The sequence below is a fragment of the Buchnera aphidicola (Phyllaphis fagi) genome (assembly GCF_964058955.1).
Taxonomy (GTDB): domain Bacteria; phylum Pseudomonadota; class Gammaproteobacteria; order Enterobacterales; family Enterobacteriaceae; genus Buchnera_L; species Buchnera_L aphidicola_AI.
Window position 1 is genome coordinate 410,174 of sequence record NZ_OZ060370.1, and the last position, 21,233, is coordinate 431,406.

General features: G+C 22.0%; 18 protein-coding genes and 5 tRNA genes. 9 read left to right on the forward strand and 14 right to left on the reverse strand.

Features of this window, described 5'->3' with window-relative positions; translation table 11 throughout:
* The first annotated feature begins 399 nt into the window (after positions 1 to 399).
* A tRNA-Gly gene (locus tag AB4W56_RS01940) sits at positions 400 to 475 on the forward strand.
* Positions 476 to 528: 53 nt separating this feature from the next.
* Here the strand turns inward: AB4W56_RS01940 and rpmE are convergent.
* Entirely contained in the window at positions 529 to 735 is a 207-nt protein-coding gene (gene rpmE, locus AB4W56_RS01945; RefSeq protein ID WP_367675790.1) for a 50S ribosomal protein L31, read from the reverse strand.
* Between the two features lie 261 nt (positions 736 to 996).
* Here rpmE and hslV point away from each other — a divergent pair, with 261 nt between their 5' ends.
* From hslV to AB4W56_RS01960, 3 genes are all read left to right on the forward strand, one after another.
* Positions 997 to 1,527, forward strand: coding sequence for an ATP-dependent protease subunit HslV (gene hslV, locus AB4W56_RS01950; protein WP_367675791.1), 531 nt, complete (start codon positions 997 to 999; stop codon positions 1,525 to 1,527).
* 18 nt (positions 1,528 to 1,545) lie between these two features.
* The gene (gene hslU, locus AB4W56_RS01955; protein WP_367675792.1) at positions 1,546 to 2,883 is read left to right on the forward strand and encodes an ATP-dependent protease ATPase subunit HslU; all 1,338 of its coding nucleotides are present in this window, start codon (positions 1,546 to 1,548) and stop codon (positions 2,881 to 2,883) included.
* A gap of 99 nt (positions 2,884 to 2,982) precedes the next feature.
* The gene (locus tag AB4W56_RS01960; protein WP_367675793.1) at positions 2,983 to 3,729 is read left to right on the forward strand and encodes an FAD-binding oxidoreductase; all 747 of its coding nucleotides are present in this window, start codon (positions 2,983 to 2,985) and stop codon (positions 3,727 to 3,729) included.
* Between the two features lie 18 nt (positions 3,730 to 3,747).
* On the opposite strand, the gene epmA is transcribed toward AB4W56_RS01960, so the two are convergent.
* From epmA to dapF, 3 genes are all read right to left on the reverse strand, one after another.
* Positions 3,748 to 4,725, reverse strand: a complete 978-nt coding sequence (epmA, locus tag AB4W56_RS01965) for an elongation factor P--(R)-beta-lysine ligase (RefSeq protein WP_367675794.1) — start codon at positions 4,723 to 4,725, stop codon at positions 3,748 to 3,750.
* 779 nt (positions 4,726 to 5,504) lie between these two features.
* Positions 5,505 to 6,758 (reverse strand): MFS transporter, encoded by a 1,254-nt coding sequence (locus AB4W56_RS01970; protein ID WP_367675795.1) that lies wholly within the window; start codon positions 6,756 to 6,758, stop codon positions 5,505 to 5,507.
* A 108-nt stretch (positions 6,759 to 6,866) separates the two neighbouring features.
* Entirely contained in the window at positions 6,867 to 7,724 is an 858-nt protein-coding gene (gene dapF, locus AB4W56_RS01975; RefSeq protein WP_367675796.1) for a diaminopimelate epimerase, read from the reverse strand.
* Between the two features lie 133 nt (positions 7,725 to 7,857).
* On the opposite strand from dapF, the gene cyaY reads away from it, so the two are divergent.
* Positions 7,858 to 8,235 carry an iron donor protein CyaY gene (gene cyaY / locus AB4W56_RS01980; RefSeq protein ID WP_367675797.1) on the forward strand — a complete coding sequence of 126 codons (378 nt, stop codon included), beginning with the start codon at positions 7,858 to 7,860 and terminating at the stop codon, positions 8,233 to 8,235.
* Positions 8,236 to 8,377: 142 nt separating this feature from the next.
* Here the strand turns inward: cyaY and AB4W56_RS01985 are convergent.
* From AB4W56_RS01985 to AB4W56_RS02020, 8 genes are all read right to left on the reverse strand, one after another.
* A tRNA-Pro gene (locus AB4W56_RS01985) sits at positions 8,378 to 8,451 on the reverse strand.
* A gap of 116 nt (positions 8,452 to 8,567) precedes the next feature.
* Positions 8,568 to 8,645, reverse strand: a tRNA-His gene (locus tag AB4W56_RS01990).
* Between the two features lie 76 nt (positions 8,646 to 8,721).
* Positions 8,722 to 8,795: transfer RNA gene (locus tag AB4W56_RS01995), tRNA-Arg, on the reverse strand.
* Between the two features lie 225 nt (positions 8,796 to 9,020).
* The gene (gene rho / locus AB4W56_RS02000; RefSeq protein ID WP_367675798.1) at positions 9,021 to 10,280 is read right to left on the reverse strand and encodes a transcription termination factor Rho; all 1,260 of its coding nucleotides are present in this window, start codon (positions 10,278 to 10,280) and stop codon (positions 9,021 to 9,023) included.
* A 185-nt stretch (positions 10,281 to 10,465) separates the two neighbouring features.
* Positions 10,466 to 10,807, reverse strand: a complete 342-nt coding sequence (trxA, locus tag AB4W56_RS02005) for a thioredoxin (protein ID WP_367675799.1) — start codon at positions 10,805 to 10,807, stop codon at positions 10,466 to 10,468.
* 1,741 nt (positions 10,808 to 12,548) lie between these two features.
* Positions 12,549 to 14,021, reverse strand: a complete 1,473-nt coding sequence (gene ilvC, locus AB4W56_RS02010) for a ketol-acid reductoisomerase (RefSeq protein ID WP_367675800.1) — start codon at positions 14,019 to 14,021, stop codon at positions 12,549 to 12,551.
* A 119-nt stretch (positions 14,022 to 14,140) separates the two neighbouring features.
* Complete coding sequence (gene ilvD / locus AB4W56_RS02015) at positions 14,141 to 15,997, reverse strand: dihydroxy-acid dehydratase (RefSeq protein ID WP_367675801.1); 1,857 nt, start codon at positions 15,995 to 15,997, stop codon at positions 14,141 to 14,143.
* 200 nt (positions 15,998 to 16,197) lie between these two features.
* Positions 16,198 to 16,271 (reverse strand) — tRNA-Trp (locus AB4W56_RS02020).
* Positions 16,272 to 16,493: 222 nt separating this feature from the next.
* Here AB4W56_RS02020 and AB4W56_RS02025 point away from each other — a divergent pair.
* The 4 genes from AB4W56_RS02025 (at position 16,494) to fdx (ending at position 19,157) form a co-directional block, all read left to right on the forward strand.
* A complete protein-coding gene (locus tag AB4W56_RS02025; RefSeq protein WP_367675802.1) occupies positions 16,494 to 17,708 on the forward strand; it encodes an IscS subfamily cysteine desulfurase in 1,215 nt (404 codons plus the stop codon).
* Between the two features lie 25 nt (positions 17,709 to 17,733).
* Positions 17,734 to 18,117 (forward strand): Fe-S cluster assembly scaffold IscU, encoded by a 384-nt coding sequence (gene iscU / locus AB4W56_RS02030; RefSeq protein ID WP_367675803.1) that lies wholly within the window; start codon positions 17,734 to 17,736, stop codon positions 18,115 to 18,117.
* Between the two features lie 144 nt (positions 18,118 to 18,261).
* Positions 18,262 to 18,777 carry a Fe-S protein assembly co-chaperone HscB gene (gene hscB / locus AB4W56_RS02035; protein ID WP_367675804.1) on the forward strand — a complete coding sequence of 172 codons (516 nt, stop codon included), beginning with the start codon at positions 18,262 to 18,264 and terminating at the stop codon, positions 18,775 to 18,777.
* A gap of 59 nt (positions 18,778 to 18,836) precedes the next feature.
* Complete coding sequence (gene fdx / locus AB4W56_RS02040) at positions 18,837 to 19,157, forward strand: ISC system 2Fe-2S type ferredoxin (protein ID WP_367675805.1); 321 nt, start codon at positions 18,837 to 18,839, stop codon at positions 19,155 to 19,157.
* 49 nt (positions 19,158 to 19,206) lie between these two features.
* Here the strand turns inward: fdx and der are convergent, their stop codons facing one another.
* Positions 19,207 to 20,556 (reverse strand): ribosome biogenesis GTPase Der, encoded by a 1,350-nt coding sequence (gene der, locus AB4W56_RS02045; RefSeq protein ID WP_367675806.1) that lies wholly within the window; start codon positions 20,554 to 20,556, stop codon positions 19,207 to 19,209.
* Positions 20,557 to 20,663: 107 nt separating this feature from the next.
* The gene (locus AB4W56_RS02050; protein ID WP_367675807.1) at positions 20,664 to 21,179 is read right to left on the reverse strand and encodes a tetratricopeptide repeat protein; all 516 of its coding nucleotides are present in this window, start codon (positions 21,177 to 21,179) and stop codon (positions 20,664 to 20,666) included.
* Positions 21,180 to 21,233 lie beyond the last annotated feature (54 nt).

Sequence of the window (21,233 nt, forward strand, 5' to 3'; positions counted from 1 at the left end):
GATGTTGCTTCAAACATACAATATTTAATTTGGTGGTTTGTACCACCAGTAGTATTGCATTATATGGATTGTAATATAAAACGGATAACAATTGAAAAAAAATATACCGTTCACGATGGTGAACGGTAATATGGAATTATTTTTTAAAAATCTATATCAGTAAATGGTTGAGTGTACATTTAATATTAATTATTACGAAATATAATTCAATTCAATAAAAAATATATTGTATTTTTTTTAAAATTGTATTAAATTTAATATAGAATGAAAATTGAAAATATTTTTTATTAAAGTAGAATAAAATATTAAATTGACTGATTAATATGTTTGTTACTTATTTTTACATATATTAAATTACATATTAATAATATGAAATATAACATATAAAATATAAATAGTGCGGGAATAGCTCAGTTGGTAGAGCACAACCTTGCCAAGGTTGAGGTCGCGAGTTCGAATCTCGTTTCCCGCTCCAATAGATTTAAAAGTAATAAAAATATATTTTAAAAAAATTGATTTATATTTTAATTAATTCATAAAAAATTTTTTATTAAATTTTTCAATACGACCCCCTCGATTTACAACACGTTGTTTTCCTGTATAAAAAGGATGGCAATTAGAACATATATCTAAATTTAATACTTTTTTATTTAGTGTTGAAAAAATATTAATTTGATTTCCACAAGAACAAATAGCAGATATTGCATAATATTTTGGATGAATATTTTTTTTCATTATATTATTCCTTATAATAATTTGTATTAAAATTTTACAATATTAAATTGAAAGAATAAAATAATTATTTTAATTATATAATTTTTTATGATATATTGAAAATATAAAATATTTAAAAATATAACATTGCAATAAATTGTGATAAAATAAGTTAAATACAAAATAAAAATATATTTATCTATAAAAATTTCAAGATAATTCAAAGATATTTTAAAATTTTAAGATAGATAATATTCAATTATATTATATAGAGATTATTTCATGACAACAATATTAAGTATTAGATTAAATAACAAAGTAGTAATCGGAGGTGATGGACAAGCCACCTTAGGTAATACCGTCATGAAAAAGAATGTTCAAAAAGTGAGATCTCTTTATAATAATAAAGTGATTTCTGGATTTGCTGGAGGAACAGCTGATGCATTTACTTTATTTGAATTATTCGAAAAAAAATTAGAAATCTATCAAGGACGATTACAAAAAGCGGCTATAGAATTAGCAAAAGATTGGCGAAGTGATCGAATATTAAGAAAATTAGAAGCGTTATTAGCAGTAGCTGATAAAAACATTTCCTTAATTATTACAGGTAGTGGAGATGTTATACAACCAGAAAATGATATCATTGCAATTGGATCTGGTGGACCTTATGCACAAGCTGCAGCACATGCATTATTAAAAAATACTACTCTTGATGCAAAACAAATAGTAGAAAAATCATTAACTATTGCTGCTGATATTTGCATATATACTAATCATATATTTACTATAAAAGAATTAATTTCAGATATATAATAAAGGGGGATTACCTCAATGTCCACAATGACTCCTCATGATATTGTCAATGAATTAAATAAATTTATTGTTGGTCAAGATAAAGCCAAACGAGCTGTAGCAATTGCATTAAGAAATAGATGGAGAAGAATGCAATTAAATAATGAATTAAGAAGTGAAATTACTCCTAAAAATATATTGATGATTGGACCAACAGGAGTAGGAAAAACAGAAATTGCAAGACGATTAGCAAAATTAGCTAATGCTCCTTTTATTAAAGTAGAAGCTACTAAATTTACTGAAGTAGGATATGTAGGAAAAGAAGTAGATTCGATTATTCGAGATCTTATGGATGTTGCAATAAAAATAGTTCGTGTTCAAAAAATTAAAAAAAATAAACGTCACGCTAGAAAAATTGCTGAAAAAAAAATATTAGATGTTCTTGTTCCTACTGTAAAAAATTGGGATCATGCTGACCAATCTGATAAATCGGCACGTCCTACAGAAACAATTCAAATTTTTCGAAAACAGTTAAAAGAAGGAAAATTAGATGACAAAGAAATTGAAATTAATGTATCAAATAATTCCATGGGAGTGGAAATTATGGCTCCACCAGGAATGGAAGAATTAACTAATCAATTGCAAATGTTATTTCAGAATGTCAATAATCCAAAACACACTACTAAAAGACTTAAAATTAAAGATGCAATGAAATTATTATCTGATGAAGAATCAGTAAAATTATTAAATTTAGAAGAATTAAAACAAGAAGCAATTCATGCTGTTGAACAAAATGGTATAGTATTTATTGATGAATTAGATAAAATATGTAAAAAAAGAGGAACATCTGGTTTAGATATATCGAGAGAAGGTGTACAACGTGATTTATTACCGTTAGTGGAAGGATGTACTGTATCAACTAAACATGGTGTAATAAAAACAGATCATATTTTATTTATTACTTCTGGAGCTTTTCAGATTTCAACACCATCAGATCTTATACCTGAATTACAAGGCAGATTACCTATTCGAGTAGAATTAAAAGCATTAACTGTAAATGATTTTGAAAAAATCCTTACTGAACCAAAAACTTCGATTACTATGCAATATATCGAATTAATGAAAACGGAAGGTGTAAAAATTAATTTTACTAAAGATGGAATACGAAAAATAGCAGAAGCATCATGGCAAGTCAATGAATCTATGGAAAATATTGGAGCACGAAGATTATATACTGTTTTAGAACGTCTAATGGAAGATATTTCCTTTAATGCAGATAAAATGAAAGACAATACAATTGATATTAATAGTGACTATGTTAGTAAACATTTAGATAAATTAGTTACTAATGAAGATCTTAGTCGATTTATATTATAAAATTATAAATATATTAATTAAATTAACAAATATTTATATAATATTTAAATTTATTGAAATTATATAATTAATTAATAATTTATAAGGATAATAAATAATATGACTCAATGGATTAATGCAAGGGTAATAAGAATCCAAAAATGGACATCAAATTTATTTAAATTATTTTTAAAATCTTCAATATTACCATTTATATCTGGTCAATTTACAAAAATAGCAATAATAAATAAAAATAAATATATTCAAAGAGCATATTCCTTTGTAAATGACCCGAAAAATAAAAATTTAGAATTTTGTATTACATTAATCCAAAATGGTATCATGAGTAATAAATTATATCATTTATTAAAAAATCAAAAAATATTACTTTCTCAACATGCAAATGGATTTTTTACAATATATGAAATTCCAAACTGTGAAATCTTGTGGATGTTTTCTACAGGTACTGCAATAGGTCCATTTTGTTCTATATTACAAGATGGATCTCAACTTAAAAAATTTAAAAAAATTATATTAATTCATGCTGTAAGATATAAAAGAGAATTAATATATTCTTCATTAATCAAAAAATTAAAAAAAAAATATATAAATCAATTAATATTTCAAACAATAGTTAGTCGTGAATATGATAAAACATCATTAATTGGCAGAATACCTCAATTATTACATTCAAATGATCTTGAAAATCAAGTGGGTCATATAATAACACCTAATACATCTCATGTTATGTTGTGTGGTAATCCAAATATGGTAAAAGAAACACAATTATATTTAATAAATAATAGATCACTCAAAAAACATTTTCGACGTAATCCAGGTCATATTAGTAGTGAACATTATTGGTAAAAATTATTATTACTATATTTAACAATTTTGAAAAGAAAAAGATAATACATCATTAATTTTTTTTAATTTTAAAATAATCATCATTAATCTGTCTAATCCGATTGAAACACCTGAACATGATGGCATATTAGATGATAAAGATTGTAAAAAACGAAAATCTATTGACCGATTTGGAAGATTAAGGTTTATTCGATTGAAATTATCTTTTTGAAATCTTTTTGTTTGTTCATTTCGGTCAATTAATTCACAAAATCCATTACCTAATTCTAAACCTTTAAAAAAAACTTCAAATCTATCTGAAATTCGAATGTCTATTAAATTTTTTCTTGAAAGTAATGCTTGTTCAATAGGGTAATGATAGATAAAAATAGGATTATATTGACCAATATTTGGTTCAATTCCGATAGTAAATATTAATTCTAATAAATTTTGTATAGTATTATTTTGATTAAGTAAATGTTTGTGACCTAATTTTTTAACTATGTAATTTAGTTCAGAAATATTAGTATTTAATGGATCAATAAAAAAATATTTCATAAAAATATTTTGATAAGAAATTTGATCAGATTTTTTGATATTAACAATAATTTTTAAAAAATTATCTACTTCATTTATCATATCAAACATGTCATAATTTGGTTGATACCATTCTAACATTGTAAATTCTGGATTATGATGATTTCCAATTTCTCCACTTCGAAAACAATGGCAAATTTGATATATAGATCCTATACCTTCTGATAATAATCGTTTCATATGATATTCAGGGCTGGTAATTAACCACATATTTTTTTTATTATCTGTATTATATGAGTTTTCTGGATATACTTTAAAAGGAAATAAATTTATATCTGTTACTGTAAATTTTGTAAGTATAGGTGTTTCTATTTCTAAAATATTTTTTTTCTTAAAAAATTTACGAATTTTGGATATAATATCAAATCTATGATGTAAATTTTTATGTATTTTTTTGAATATATTATTTTTTTTTATCATAAATAACTTAATTAATTTAAAAATAATATTTAATATCTAATAATTTATAATATAAAAATTATTTTTGATTATTATGTGTTTTATATAATATAATTTTTTATAGAATATTTATAGTAAAATATAATTTTATTATATTATAATAATTTAATAAAATATTTTACATAATATATTAAATATATTAAATAAATTAAATCAATAGAATATATTATCTATATGGAAATATTATTTCAAATTTATATTTTAATATTCAAATAATTATCAAATAATTCAAAAAATAAAATAAAAATAAAAATAAATTTTTTATTTTTTAAGACTATAATTTCAATATTTATTATAAAAATGTAATATTGAATAATTTAAATTTCAATTTCAATTTTAATTTGAATTGATATGATAATATATAAGTTTAATGATTTTAATAATTTAGAAATTCAATTGAATTATGTAATAAAGCAAATAAATATTTTATTTATTTTATAAATTATATTATAAAATACAATAATTTTAATTTTAAAATTATTGTATTGTTTAAGATTTTTAAAAATTTTATTAATACTATGATATATAGTAATTTCACAATAAACACATTTTCTTAAAATAAAATAATGATAGTAAAATAGTTGTATAATTTTCATATAACATAAATATATTTTATAATATTTTAGTTCATCATATATAAAATATAATATAATTTTATTTATTTAAATTAAAATACATATATTAAAATTAAATAATTATGATTTTTTATATTTTAAAATATATAAGTTATATTATTAATATTAACGATTTGATTTATAAATTATTTTTATTGCAATAACTAGTATAAAAATTACAAATATTGAAATACCCGCCCAATGTCCAAAAGACCAAAAAACTCCGCTAAATGTTCCTAAAATACTTGAACCTAAATAATAACAACATAAATATAAAGAAGATGCTTGGCCTCTAGCAATTTTAGTACGATGTCCTATCCAACTACTAGCAATAGAATGAGCTGAAAAAAAACCACTAGAAAATAACATTAATCCAAAAATGATAAAAATTAAAATATCTAATTGTGTAACTAATAAACCAAATATCATAGTAAGTAATGAATAAATTAAAACCTGTCTTCGTCCATATTTTTGAATTAATTTACTAGCTTTAGGTGAACTATATACTCCAGTTAAATATACTATAGATAGAAATCCTATAACTACTTGATTTAAAAAAAATGGTTTAATCATTAAACGATATCCGACATAATTAAATAGTGTAACAAAACTTCCCATTAAGATAAAACCAATAATAAAAAGAGAAGATAATATTTTGTCACTATATTGTAATATTAGGTTATCTAAAATTTTTTGGGGTTTTAAAGAAATACCATGAAAATTTTTTGATTCTGGTAACAATCTAAAAAATATCATAGACGCTGTAAAAGATAGTATACCTATTATCAATAATGATGTTTTCCATGTACAATAATTAACTAAAATACTACTTAATAATCGTCCTGAAAAACCACCTATAGTGTTACCACTAATATATAATCCAATAGCAAATGGTAATACTTTAGGATGTACTTCTTCACTTAAATATGTCATTGCAACTGCTGCTACTCCACTTAATGCAAAACCAGTTAGCATACGCATAATAATAATTTCATTCCATGTATCTAATAAAGAACATAAAATAGTAAATAATGTAGCTAAAAATAAAGAGCTACTCATAACTATTTTTCTACCTATAGCATCAGATAATGATCCTGTAAATAACATACCTATAGCCATAGTAGCAGTAGCAGCAGATAAAGATAAACTACTTTCATAAGGAGTTAAATGAAATTCAATAGAAAATGTTGGTAATATAGGTTGTACACAATATAAAATAGAAAATGTAGCTAATCCAGCACAAAACAAAGAAAAAAGTACTTTATTAAATGTTTTTGTTCCTTTCATAATGTATTGATTATTATTAATATTATATTGAGAATTTAAAGATATATTATTAACTGGATATTTTTTTTTATTATCTTTTCTAAAATACGACAAAATTTCTCCTTTTATACTACATATAGAATTTAAAATATTTAAATCAAAATATATTACACCAATTAAATACCTTATTCAAATAACATAAAAATAACAATTTAATTAAAATTATTTAGTATTAATATATATTTGACCATCATATACATGTTCAGCGGGTCCTATCATATAAATGGAATGATTTAATCCTTTCCAGTAGATTTTTAAATTACCTCCAGGTAAAGTAACTGTTACTACTGATTTAAGTAAATTCCACATAATACCAATGACTACAGATGCGCAAGCTCCACTACCACAAGCTTGTGTTTCACCAACCCCTCGCTCATAAACTCGTAATAAAATATGATTAGTATTAATAATTTGCATAAAATTAATATTCATATGATTAGGAAATAAATAATGTTTACTTAATAGATTACCTATTGTATGAACAGGGTATGTTTTTATGTTATCTACTATAATTATACAATGCGGATTACCAATAAATACTGCTCCAAATTCTATTTTTTTATTATTTATTTTAATATGATATTTTTTGAACATATTTGGGAATAACATAGGAATTTTTGTAGGATTAAAAATAGGTTTACCTATATTTACTTCAATATTATTTTTATTACATATTTTAATATGTATATTATTAGTTTTTGTTTGAAGAATTATTATTTTTTTATTAGTTATTTTTTTTAAATATACAAAATAAGCAAAACATCTTGCTCCATTACCACATTGTGTTACTTCAGATCCATTAGCATTAAAAATACGGTAATAAAAATCGTATTTTGGATGTTTAGATTTTTCAATTATTAATAATTGATCAAATCCTATTCCTGTATATCGATTTGATAATTTTGTAATGATATGAGAAGAAAGATAAAAATTTTGATTAATTTTATTAATAATTACAAAATCATTACCTAATCCATGCATTTTTGAAAAAAATATTTTTACTCTATTTGTATTTAACATAATCTGATTAATTATATATTGAATAATAATTTAAAATTATATTTTATTTTTTATTTAAAATCTTTAAATATTTAAATAGATTAAATTATTGAACTATAATATTAATTTATAACCAATTTAAAAAATATAAAATATGAATATTAATTGTGTAACATTTCATAATTTATTTAATAAAATTTTATTAACAATTGAAGAATATTTAGATATTTTCTCACATGAAAATGATATAGATTATGAAGTAAATTATCAAATTCTAACTATAGTGTTTCAAAAAAATAAAAAAATTATTGTTAGTAAACAAGAAATATTAAAACAAATTTGGTTAGCTACAAATATTAATGGATATCATTTTAATTATAAAAATGGGAATTGGATTTGTAATCGTAGTAAACGTAATTTTTGGAATATTTTAGAAGAATCATTTTATACACTTGGTAATATAAGTGTGAATTTTTCTAAATTTTATTTCAAAGGTCGTGATGATAAAAATAATACAATAAAGAATATTTAGAATATTATATATATTTAAATATTCAAATTTCAATTCAAACGTACTGTTATAATTAAAATTTTTTAATACATAGTGAATTTTAATTAATTATTAATTTATATAATTATTTATTATATCAATATTAACTTATTGATATTGATATTCGGCGAAAGAGGATTTGAACCTCTGACCTACTGGTCCCAAACCAGTTGCGCTACCAAGCTGCGCTATTCGCCGAAATTAAAAATTTATATGATACATAAAAATCGTGGTATATAAATAATAAGTAAATATAAAATTTATATAATAGTATTATTATTTAAATAATATAAAAAAATATTATAGTAATCATTTGGGGGTGACTAATGGGGATCGAACCCATGACATCTGGAATCACAATCCAGGACTCTACCAACTGAGCTATAGTCACCAAAATATTTTAAGTAACTTAATTATATAATAACATATAAATTATATAATACAAATATAAAATAAATTTATTTTTCATGCGCTCGACAGGATTCGAACCTGAGACCTCTACCTTCGGAGGGTAGCGCTCTATCCAACTGAGCTACGAGCACTTAATATAATAATATGGTATATTATAATAAATGTCTAGTATTTTATGTTATAATATTTTTCAATTTTATTTATAATCAATAATAATATTATATTTATATTTTAATCTTGATAATTTTTTTTCATATTCTTAGATAATAATTATATTATTACATGTAGCATTATATATATTATGATAGTTGGTTCGATATTGATCTAGATTAATAGATTGATGAATTCATAAAATATTAAGATCTTTTCATCATATTAAAAAATTCATAATTTGTTTTAGTCATCGATAATTTATTAATTAAAAATTCCATAGCATCAATTTCATTCATAGGATGAATAATTTTACGTAAAATCCACATTTTTTGTAGTTCGTCGGATGACGTTAATAGTTCTTCTTTTCTAGTTCCGGATCGATTATAATCAATAGCTGGAAAAATACGTCTTTCTGAAATTTTTCTAGATAATAATAACTCCATATTTCCAGTACCTTTAAATTCTTCATAAATTACTTCATCCATTTTAGATCCAGTATCAATTAAAGCAGTAGCAATGATTGTTAAACTACCTCCTTCTTCTACATTTCTTGCAGCTCCAAAAAAACGTTTAGGTCGATGTAAAGCATTAGCATCAACACCACCAGTTAATACTTTACCAGAAGACGGAATAATAGTATTATACGCTCTAGCTAATCTTGTAATAGAATCTAATAAAATAATTACATCTTTTTTATGTTCAACTAATCGTTTAGCTTTTTCAATAACCATTTCAGCTACTTGAATGTGTCTAGATGAAGGTTCATCAAAAGTGGATGCTACTACTTCTCCTTTAACTAATCTTTGCATTTCAGTTACTTCTTCTGGTCTTTCATCAATTAAAAGTACCATAAGTACACATTCTGGATGATTATAAGTTATACTTTTTGCAATATTTTGTAAAAGAATAGTTTTTCCAGCTTTTGGGGGAGCAACAATTAATCCTCTTTGACCTTTTCCTATTGGTGTAGATAGATCTAAAATTCGAGCAGTTAAATCATTACAACATCCAGTTCCTTTTTCCATGCGTAATCTTGAATTTGCATGTAAAGGTGTTAAATTTTCAAATAAAATTTTACTTTTTGAATTTTCAGGTTGATCATAATTTACTTTGTGTATTTTTAATAAAGCAAAGTATCGTTCTCCTTCTTTTGGAGGTCGTATTTTTCCTGTTACACTATCTCCTGTTCTTAAATTAAATTTATAAATTTGACTAGGAGAAACATATATATCATCAGGTCCAGATAAATAGGAGCTATCTGAAGAACGTAAAAAACCAAATCCATCTTGTAAAATTTCTAAAACTCCATCTCCAAATATATTTTCTCCGCTTTTTGCATGTTGTTTAAGAATAGTAAATATAATATCTTGTTTTCTCATGCGAGCTAAATTATCTAATTCTATATTTTTACCAAGAATTAATAATTCAGAGACAGGCATATTTTTTAAAGCAGTCAAATTCATAGTAATAGATTCTTAATAAAGATTAGAATATTTATGAAATATATTTTTAAATAGTATTAATTTAGGATATAAACTATTTTTATTTGATATAAGTTAAAATAAAATAATGTGAAAAGAACAATATGATGTTATAAATATATCTAGCGGTTCTAAGTATTAATTAACCGCTAATATATAATGATGTATTATATTATTATATTTAGATATTTTGTTATTATTTTCTTAATTTCTGCCTCATTAATCATACCTACATGTGTATAAATTACTTTTTTATCTTGAAAAAATAATAAAGTGGGTATACTTTGAACAGAATAATTTGAAGCTATATTTGGGAAAGTATCAATATTAATTTTTGCAATAATTAAATGATTTTGATATTTTTGAGCGATTTTTTCTAAAATAGGTGCAAACATTTGACAAGGTCCACACCATTCAGCCCAAAAATCAACAAGTACTGGTTGTGTGTTATTTAATACAATTTCTTCAAAATTTTTATCTGTTAAATTAATGATATGATGATCAATCATATGTCTTCCTTAATTTATTTTTATATTAAAGTTGTATAAGTAAACTTGTATTAGTAAGATTTATATATTCATTAAATACAGGTGTAGTATAGTAAAATATTTTTAATACAAGTATTTTTAACTGATTTTCATAAATGCATTGAGTTCTTGTGAATAATTTTAGTATTATATTTGTTATAAAAATGGAATGTCATTTGTTTGTCATTGTTATATAAAAATTGTTATATATCATTTTCAAAGAATTAATATGTAATCAAATATTCTTTTGTTAATAAAAATATTAAATAAATTATGATTTTATAATAGTATGAACAGTTATTCATTAAATTTGATTTGTAATATTGTTATTTCTATTTTGTAAAATATTGTATAAATATCAAATAATATCTTTAAATATCAGTATTATTTTGAAAATAGTGATTTAAGAATATTTAAATATGATTAATATTACTATAAATATTTATTTTGTGTTTATACTAGAATAATGATTGTTTATATTATCAATTATAAATTTAATAATTTAATAATTTAATATTTTAATATTTTATTATTTGCATGCATTATAATCTTTAAAATTAAATATATAAACTATTAATTTTAAGATTGTTAAAATATAATTATGTGTCAATTAGATTTCGGAATAATATTTAAATCATTTTTATTTTAAGTTTAATTGGTTTTATATTTTTAATTTTTATACTATTAATAAAAATATAATAAAATATTAATAATTTTAAAATATCTAATTATTTATACAGATAAAATATGAAATATAGATTAAATATTTAATATTCGAATGTTAAATGTATCAAGTAAAATATTTTCATATATGAAATTAAAATTTTTTAAAAATGTTGTTTTAAAATTTGAATCTGTTATACTTTTTATAAAATTAAATCATGTTTACAGTTTTGATTGTGTATATAAATGTATAAAGCAATATATTTTATTTTTACATACAGTATTTTTATTGTATTTTATATATTGAAAGAAAATATTTTAAATATATAAAAATAAAATTAAAATATTTTAATATTTCATATTATTTAAAATAATAATTATTTTTTTATCTTGATAATTTTAATTAAGATAACTAAATTGTAATAAGAATATATTAAATATTTAATATATATGTGGATGAATAAAGTAATTATCATGTGGTACTATAGAAAAATAAGTGTATTTCATAAGTATTTAATAAATTGATATAAATTATAGTAATATTTTGATATTTATTAATAAATAAAAATATTTATAATATAATTATTTGATTTTTAAAAATATTGATATATTAAATGATTAAAACATCAAATATCGTTTTTAAATGTTTATTATATATTATAAGATTTTGTATTATCAGTTTGTAATAAGATATATAAAATTATTTTTGATAATTTATAGTTTTTATATCATGTTAGTGATTTTATGATATAAAAGTAATTGATATCAGTAAAGAAATAAATATATTTTATCATTATAAAAGCATTTTATTTATTTCAATATTTTGTATACTTAAAATGTAACATTAAAAAGTATTTAAAAATTGATATTTTTATATTGATATTATATAAATATTTTGATTGTATTTTTATATTAGTATTAGATGGTATTTATAATATTAATAAATTATATGTTTTTATTTTTTTTATTTAAATGTATCAACATAAGTAGGAAATATTTTAAAATGATAATAAAATTAATTATTTTAAAAATTATAAAATATTATAAATACTATAAAATTTTAAATATTTGAAATACTTTTCATTTTTACCATATAACTTCTTAGTTTTTTTCCAATTTTTTCAATTGGATGATTTTGAATATTATCGTTTAGTTGTTGTAAATTAATATTGTCAATTTTTTGATTTGGGTAAGTATCACCAATATCTTGATTTTGTAAGCAATGTAAGAAATTATTAAGAATTTTAGTAGCTCGATTTGTAAATAAATAACTTCCATATTCTGCTGTATCAGATATTACCATATTCATCTCATAAAAACGTTTTCTAGAAATAGTATTAGCAATTAAAGGTAATTCATGTAAAGATTCATAATATGCAGATTCTTTTTTAATACCAGATTGCACCATAATTTCAAAAGATAATTCTACCCCAGCTTTTAATATAGAAACCATTAATGTGCCATGATTAAAATAATCTTCTTCTGAAATATTTATATCAGATTTTGGTAATTTTTCAAATTGTGTATTTTTTATTTTTTCACGCCACATCAATAAATTCTTATCTTTATTATTCCAATCATCAATCATAGTAGAAGAAAATTGACCAGAAATAATATCATCCATATGTTTTTTAAATAGAGGAGTAAAAATTGTTTTTAATTCATTCGATAATTGACATGCTCTAATTTTTGATGAATTAGATAAACGATCTAACATTAATTTAATACCACCATGTTTTAAAGATTCAGTAAGTATCTCCCAACCATGTTGTAATAATTTAATTACATAATTTGAATTATGTCCTTTAGCAATTAAATATTTATATAATACTAATGAACTAGTTTGTAATAATCCACATAATATTGTTTGTTCTCCCATTAAATCGGATTTTACTTCAGCAATAAATGAAGATTCTAATACTCCTGCTTTATGGCTGCCTATAGCATAAGCCCAAGATTTTGCAATTTCTAAACCGTCTTTCCAAGGATCATTTTGATCATGTACTGCAATTAAAGCAGGAACTCCAAATCCTCTATTATATTCTTCTCTAACTTCAGTACCTGGACATTTAGGAGCTACCATAATTACAGTAATATCTTGTCGAATAATTTGACCTGTTTCAACAATATTAAATCCATGAGAATAACCTAAAATAGCATTTTTTTTTATTAAATGTTGTATATTATCAATAACTTGCCTATGTTGTTTATCAGGTGTTAAATTAATAATTAAATCAGCTGTAGGAATTAATTCATTATAATTTCCTACTTTAAAGTTATTTTTTGTAGCATTTAACCAAGATTTATTTTTTTTATTAATACTATCTTCTCGAAGAGCATATGAAATATTTAATCCTGAATCTCTCATATTTAAACCTTGATTTAAACCTTGCGCACCACAACCAATAATAACTATATTTTTATTTTTCAATATGTTGGTTTTATTATTAAATTCTTTTTTACTGAGTAAACGACACTTTTTTAATTGTGTAATTTTTTGACGAAAATTAAGTGTATTAAAATAATTTTTCATATATTATTCCTAATTTTTTAAAAGTATATTTAATATTATTAATATTTTAATATAAACAAGATATAAATATATTTTTTATAATACATATAATAATCAAATTTTATATAATAACAACTTGATTACATACTTTTATAATCATGAATTTTTTTATAATCACGTACTGCACCTTTATCTGCACTAGTTGCAAAAAATCCATACATTTTTAATGCAAATGAAATAGGTCTATTTCGATTTTTAGGTTGATAAGAATTTTTTGATTTTAATTCTTCTTTCTGCATACGAATTTGTAATTCTTTTTCTGATATTTCTAAATGAATTATTCTTTTAGGAATATTAATATATATTATATCTTGATCTTGCACTAAAGCAATAATACCTTTATTTGCAGCTTCTGGTGAAATATGCCCAATAGATAATCCAGAAGTTCCACCGGAAAATCGACCATCAGTAATTAGTGCGCATTCTTTGTCAATACCCATTGATTTTAAATAAGTAGTAGGATATAACATTTCTTGCATTCCAGGTCCTCCTTTAGGTCCTTCATATCTAATAACAATGACATCACCTTTATTAATTTTATTATTTAATATTGCTTTTACTGCTGATTCTTGACTTTCATAAACTTTTGCTGGACCTTGAAAAATAAATTGATTTTTTTTAAGACCAGCTGTTTTAATAATACAGCCATTTTTTGCTAAATTTCCATATAATACTGCTAAACCACCTTCTTTGCTAAAAGCAAATTTTGATGATCTTATACATCCTTGTTCGCGATCTTTATCGACTGCTACCCATCGAAAAGATTGAGAATATGGTTTTATAGTACGTACTCCTAATGGTCCTGCTCTAAACATTTTAAGAATTTTTTTATCTTGAGTGGTTGTAATATCGTATTTATTTAACATTTTTTTTAAAGAAATACCTAATATATTTTTTACGTGAGTATTCAATAAATTAATTCTATTTAATTCTCCAAGTATTCCCATTACACCACCAGCTCGATGTACATCTTCTACATGATATATTTCTGTACTTGGTGCAACTTTACATAAATGTGGAGTAATTTTGGATAATTTATCAATATCGCTCATTGTAAAATTAATTTTTCCTTCTTGAGCAGCGGCTAATAAATGTAATATAGTATTAGTAGATCCACCCATAGCAATATCTAATTTCATAGCATTATAAAAAGCATGTTTATTTGCAATATTTCTTGGTAATGTAGAAATATCATCATCTTGATAATATCTTTTTGTTAAATTTACTATAGTTTGAGCAGATTGCAGAAATAACTTTTTTCTGTCAGTATGAGTAGCTAATAAAGTACCATTTCCAGGTAATGATAATCCCATTGCTTCTATTAAACAATTCATAGAATTGGCAGTAAACATACCTGAACATGATCCACAAGTAGGACATGCAGATCGTTCAATTTGATCAATTATATTATCAGGTATCTTTGTATTTGCGCTTTCACTAATTGCATCAACTAAATTAATTTTAGTTAATCTATTATCAATTTTTCCAGCTTCCATAGGTCCGCCAGATACAAAAACAGATGGTATATTTAATCTTAAAGAAGCCATTAACATACCTGGTGTAATTTTATCACAATTTGAAATACATATCATAGAATCTACACAATGTGCATTTATCATATATTCAATCGAATCTGCTATTAATTCTCTAGACGGCAAAGAATATAACATACCACTATGTCCCATAGCAATTCCATCATCAATAGCAATTGTATTAAATTCTTTTGCTACTCCTCCAGATGCATTAATTTCATTTGCAATGAGTTGTCCTATTGCTTGTAAATGAATGTGTCCTGGAACAAATTGAGTAAAAGAGTTAACAACCGCAATGATTGGTTTTTTAAAATCTTCATCATTCATTCCTGTAGCTCGCCATAAAGCTCTAGCTCCAGCCATATTTCTGCCACTAGTACTAGTTTTGGAACGATATATTGGCATAAAGTTATGTTCTCAATAATATAAAAATATAATTAATTATAATATTAAATATGTTCGGTTAAAAATTTTCAAATTATCTTGATATTCATGTTATTTTATAATACTAAAAATTTTTAGTGTTTTAAGACATTGATATTGTAGATTACATGTTCAATATAAAATATTATACAGAAAGAATATCTTTTAAGTGTTTATTATTACAGGGACGGAGGGACTTGAACCCTCAACTTTCGGTTTTGGAGACCGATACTCTACCAAATTGAGTTACATCCCTATATATTTTATATTTTTATAATATACTACATTATAATATACTTAGTCTACTTTTAAATTTATAAATTTATTTTTTTTGAAATTATAAATTATAATTTCAATCTTTCAATGAAACTATTTACTGTGTATATTATTAGTATCTACTAATATACTATAATACGTGATAAATAATGCTTTAAAATAGAAATTTTATTTATAGGTTGAATTTTAAGGAATAGAATTCATGAAATTTCCAATTTATTTAGATTATGCTTCAACAACTCCTGTAGATGAAAAAGTTGCACAAGATATGATGAAATATCTTACACTAAATGGAACATTTGGTAATACTGCATCTAGATCACATAAATTTGGTTGGTTAGCAGAAGAATCAGTAGATATTGCAAGAGAAAAGATATCTGAGTTAATTAATGTTGATCCTCGTGAAATAATATTTACTTCTGGTGCTACAGAATCTAATAATCTTGCTATTAAAGGATGCTGTGATTTTTATAAAAATAAAGGAAATCATATTATTACTAGCAGTACAGAGCATAAATCAGTTTTAGATACTTGTAGATATTTAGAACAAAAAAAATATCAAGTTACTTATATAAATCCAGAAGTAAATGGAATAATTAATTTAAAAAAAATTAAAGAATGCATTAATAAAAATACTATATTAATATCTATAATGTATGTAAATAATGAAACAGGTACAATTCAAGATATTTATAAAATATCTAAAATTTGTCATAAAAATAATATTTTATTTCATGTAGATGCAACTCAAGGTATTGGAAAATTACCTTTAGATTTAAAAAAAATTCATATTGATTTAATGTCATTTTCTGCTCATAAAATTTATGGCCCTAAAGGTGTGGGTGTTTTATATGTTAAGCGTAAACCTAGAGTACGTTTATCTGCTCAAATTCATGGTGGTGGTCATGAAAGAGGTATGAGATCTGGAACTTTACCAGTACACCAGATTATTGGTATGGGTACTGCATGTTACATAGCAAAAAAAAATATGTTACATGAATTGTCTTATTTATTAAAATTAAGAAATCATTTATGGCAAGGTATTAATATGATTGAAGAAGTATATTTAAATACTAACCTAAAAAATAGTGCTCCTCATATTTTAAATGTTAGTTTTAATTATGTTGAAGGTGAATCTTTAATTATGGCTTTAAAAAATTTAGCTGTTTCTTCTGGGTCAGCTTGTACTTCTGCTAGTTTAGAACCATCATATGTATTACGTGCACTTGGTTTAAAAGATGAATTAGCACATAGTTCTATTAGATTTTCAATCGGTCGATTTACTACAAAAGAAGAAATAGATTATACTATTTGTACAGTTCATAAAGCTATTAAAAAATTACGTGAATTATCTCCATTATGGGAAATGTTTAAATCTGGTATTGATTTAAATAAAGTACAATGGAAATATAATTAAAATCTTTAAAAGGTAAAATGAAATTATGACATATAGTAAAAAAGTTATAGATCATTACGAAAATCCCAGAAATGTTGGATCTTTTAAAAATTCTAAAGATAATAACATTGGTAATGCTTTAGTGGGAGCTCCTGCATGTGGAGATGTTATGAAATTACAAATTAAAGTAAATAGTCAAGGTATTATTGAGGATGCTTGTTTTAAAACATATGGATGTGGTTCTGCTATTGCTTCTAGTTCACTAATTACTGAATGGATTAAAGGTAAATCATTAGAAGAAGCGGGAACTATACGAAATACTAATATTGCACAAGAATTAAAATTACCTCCAGTAAAAATTCATTGTTCTATTTTAGCTGAAGATGCTATAAGAGATGCTATTTCTGATTATAAAAGAAAAAATCAGTAGTTTTATAAATTGATTGTATAATATTTGAAAATATTATAGATACATTCAATATGTACATATTACTTGAATGTATCTATATTAAATTATATAAATAAACTATTGTAAAATTATATAATTTTTCTTTATTATATTTTGAGTATTATTATGAATTATTTTAAATTATTTCAAATAGAACAAAAATCTGAAGTTGATTGTAAATTGTTATCTTATCGTTTTTATAAATTACAACGTCAATTTCATCCTGATCATGCTATGCATTTATCTCAACAAAAACAGAAAGCCATGCTCAAACAATCTATTATAATTAATCAAGGATATAAAATTTTAAAAAATCCGTTTCTTAGATATCAGTATTTACTTTCATTATATGGATTTTCTTTACAGAATAAAAATCATTTAAAAAATAAAAAAAAATTTTTAATGGAACAATTTAATTTATCTGAACGTTTCGAAATATTTCAAAAAAATGGATACGAAATAAATGAATTTCATAACATTAAATCATTTATTCATGTAAAAATTAAAAAATACCAATTGCAAATACAATCTGAGTTAGATAAAAAACAATGGAATCTAGCAATAAATACATTATATAAATTATCATTTTATCAAAAAAAAATTATAGATATACAAAAAATAGAAATTAAATTAAATATTTAGTATTCATATTTTAATTAGATATCTTTATTTTACGAATATTACATGGAATATTAAAAATTATGTCAAAAATTATTTTTTTACCACATAAAATTTTACTACCATCTGGTGGAATATTTACAATGCATATTGGAGATACAATTTTAGATATTGCTTTAAATAATAATATTAATATGCAACATGCATGTGAAAAATCATGTGCTTGTAGTACATGTCACTGTATCGTGAGGGAAGGTTATAATTTATTATCTAAAATTACTGAATCAGAAAATGATGTTTTAGATAAAGCATGGGGATTAGAATATTCGAGTAGATTAGCGTGTCAAGCTAAAATTATTGATATTTCATCTAATATTAAAGTAGAAATACCATTATATACATAAATTCAATTTATTTATTAATTAATATAAGTATTTTAAATGAAATAAATTATTATTTTTTATATGGATTAATATGTTTTTTTAATATAATTTTTATAGGCGTTCCTTTTAATTTTAAGGATTTTTGGAAAAAATTTATTAAATAACGTTTATATATATTAGATATTGAAGAAATTTGATTTCCATGTAATACAATGATAGGAGGATTATATCCTCCAGGATGAGCATATTTAAATTTTATTTTTTTTCCCTTAATTAATACTGGAGGATGATGGTGAATAGCATCGTTCATAATTTTTGTTAATTGTGAAGTTTTCATAATTTTTTTTGAAAATATATATGATTCATCAATAAATTGAAATATTTTTTCAATACCTTGATGATATAAAGCAGAAATAAAATGAATGTGAATAAATTTAATTAAAGTATTTTTAGAAAATAAATATTCTTTTATTATTTTTTTATCTTTTAAAGAAAGATTTTCAGATTTATTTATTAAAATTACTAATGAATTTCCTGAATTAATAATAATATTTAATATATTTAAATCTTGATGAGAAATATTTTGTGTAGCATCTATAACAAATAATGAAATATGTGTTTGAGAAATTGACTTTAATGTTTGTAAATTAGATAACTTTTGTATGGATTCTAAATTATTATTTTTTTTTATACCAGCAGTATCAATAAATATATATTTTTTTCCTGTAAAATATATTGGTATTGAAATACTATCCCTTGTTGTTTCAGGAATATTACATGTTATTACTCTATTTTGATTAGATAATGTATTTAATAATGTTGATTTTCCAACATTTGATTTACCAATAATAGATATTTTAATTATTTTTTTTACATCTTCATATTCCACAGATTTTGTATTAATATATTGTGATTCTATCCAAGTATTTAAATATTTTTTAAGTAATATGTTAATACCTTTTTTAGTTTTTGCTGAAATTGGAATAATATATTTAATTCCTAAATAATAATACTCATTTAATTTATATTTATAATTTTTTATTTTATCAATTTTATTTAATATTAAAAATATAGTTTTACCTTTTTCCCGTAGTTTTTTAATAGTTTCTTCATCTTCATATGTTATTTCTTTATGAATATTTAAGATAAAAAAAATTAAATTTGCTTCATTAATAGCAATAATTGTTTGATTAATAATTTTTTTTTCTATTTCTGTCTTTATATTACAAAATGTATTTATTCCTGCAGTATCAATAATAGTAATATTTTTTTTTTTAAATTTTAAATATCCATATTTTCGATCTCTTGTAAAATTAGGATGATTACTAACTAAAGCATTATTAGTTTTTGTTAATTGATTAAATAAAGTAGATTTTCCTACATTAGGTTTTCCAATAAGAGTAATAACAATAGATAGCATAAATTTTATATTCTCAAAATATTAATAAAAATAAATTGTTATATTATTATATGTACAATGTTAAAGATGATTATATAAATAATATTTTGATTTATAGTATTTCATAATTATAATTTATATATAGATGATACTTTTATAACATTTATATTATTCCAATTTTTTAAAGCCTGATTCATATTTTTTTGTTTTCTAAAAATATCACTGGTTATTTTTTTTGATAATTTTTTCCAAGTAATATTTTTAATATAATTTAATAATTTTATAGATTTTAAATATTGTTGTTTTTCAATGTGTACTCTAGCTAATCTGACTTGTAAAATTATACGTAAATTTTTTTCTTGAGTAAATTTTAAAGCATAATTTAAACAAATAATAGATTTCTCAAATTGTTTTTTTTGAATATATATTTTAATTAATTTCATAGATGTTAATATTCCATAAATATTTTTATGATTTATAATAAATAATTCTGATTTTGATAATTTAATGTGTGTATGTTGTGTATATAAATATTTTATATTTTTATTATTATTTTTTTTTAATGGATATTTGTATAAAAATATTTCTATTGTTATAAGACAAATAATAAATATTATGAATAGTATTTTTTTTTTAATGATCATATGTATTAATAATTAATAATTAATTATATATAAGTAAATATTTCAATATTGTCA

Excerpts from the sequence above, each read along its gene's own strand:
- hslU (WP_367675792.1), top strand. The coding sequence starts at position 1,546 with ATGTCCACAATGACTCCTCATGATATTGTCAATGAATTAAATAAATTT.
- AB4W56_RS02025 (WP_367675802.1), top strand. The coding sequence starts at position 16,494 with ATGAAATTTCCAATTTATTTAGATTATGCTTCAACAACTCCTGTAGAT.
- rpmE (WP_367675790.1), bottom strand. The coding sequence starts at position 735 with ATGAAAAAAAATATTCATCCAAAATATTATGCAATATCTGCTATTTGT.
- der (WP_367675806.1), bottom strand. The coding sequence starts at position 20,556 with ATGCTATCTATTGTTATTACTCTTATTGGAAAACCTAATGTAGGAAAA.
- dapF (WP_367675796.1), bottom strand. The coding sequence starts at position 7,724 with ATGTTAAATACAAATAGAGTAAAAATATTTTTTTCAAAAATGCATGGA.
- epmA (WP_367675794.1), bottom strand. The coding sequence starts at position 4,725 with ATGATAAAAAAAAATAATATATTCAAAAAAATACATAAAAATTTACAT.
- ilvD (WP_367675801.1), bottom strand. The coding sequence starts at position 15,997 with ATGCCAATATATCGTTCCAAAACTAGTACTAGTGGCAGAAATATGGCT.
- hscB (WP_367675804.1), top strand. The coding sequence starts at position 18,262 with ATGAATTATTTTAAATTATTTCAAATAGAACAAAAATCTGAAGTTGAT.
- rho (WP_367675798.1), bottom strand. The coding sequence starts at position 10,280 with ATGAATTTGACTGCTTTAAAAAATATGCCTGTCTCTGAATTATTAATT.
- iscU (WP_367675803.1), top strand. The coding sequence starts at position 17,734 with ATGACATATAGTAAAAAAGTTATAGATCATTACGAAAATCCCAGAAAT.
- hslV (WP_367675791.1), top strand. The coding sequence starts at position 997 with ATGACAACAATATTAAGTATTAGATTAAATAACAAAGTAGTAATCGGA.
- ilvC (WP_367675800.1), bottom strand. The coding sequence starts at position 14,021 with ATGAAAAATTATTTTAATACACTTAATTTTCGTCAAAAAATTACACAA.
- fdx (WP_367675805.1), top strand. The coding sequence starts at position 18,837 with ATGTCAAAAATTATTTTTTTACCACATAAAATTTTACTACCATCTGGT.
- trxA (WP_367675799.1), bottom strand. The coding sequence starts at position 10,807 with ATGATTGATCATCATATCATTAATTTAACAGATAAAAATTTTGAAGAA.
- AB4W56_RS02050 (WP_367675807.1), bottom strand. The coding sequence starts at position 21,179 with ATGATCATTAAAAAAAAAATACTATTCATAATATTTATTATTTGTCTT.
- cyaY (WP_367675797.1), top strand. The coding sequence starts at position 7,858 with ATGAATATTAATTGTGTAACATTTCATAATTTATTTAATAAAATTTTA.
- AB4W56_RS01960 (WP_367675793.1), top strand. The coding sequence starts at position 2,983 with ATGACTCAATGGATTAATGCAAGGGTAATAAGAATCCAAAAATGGACA.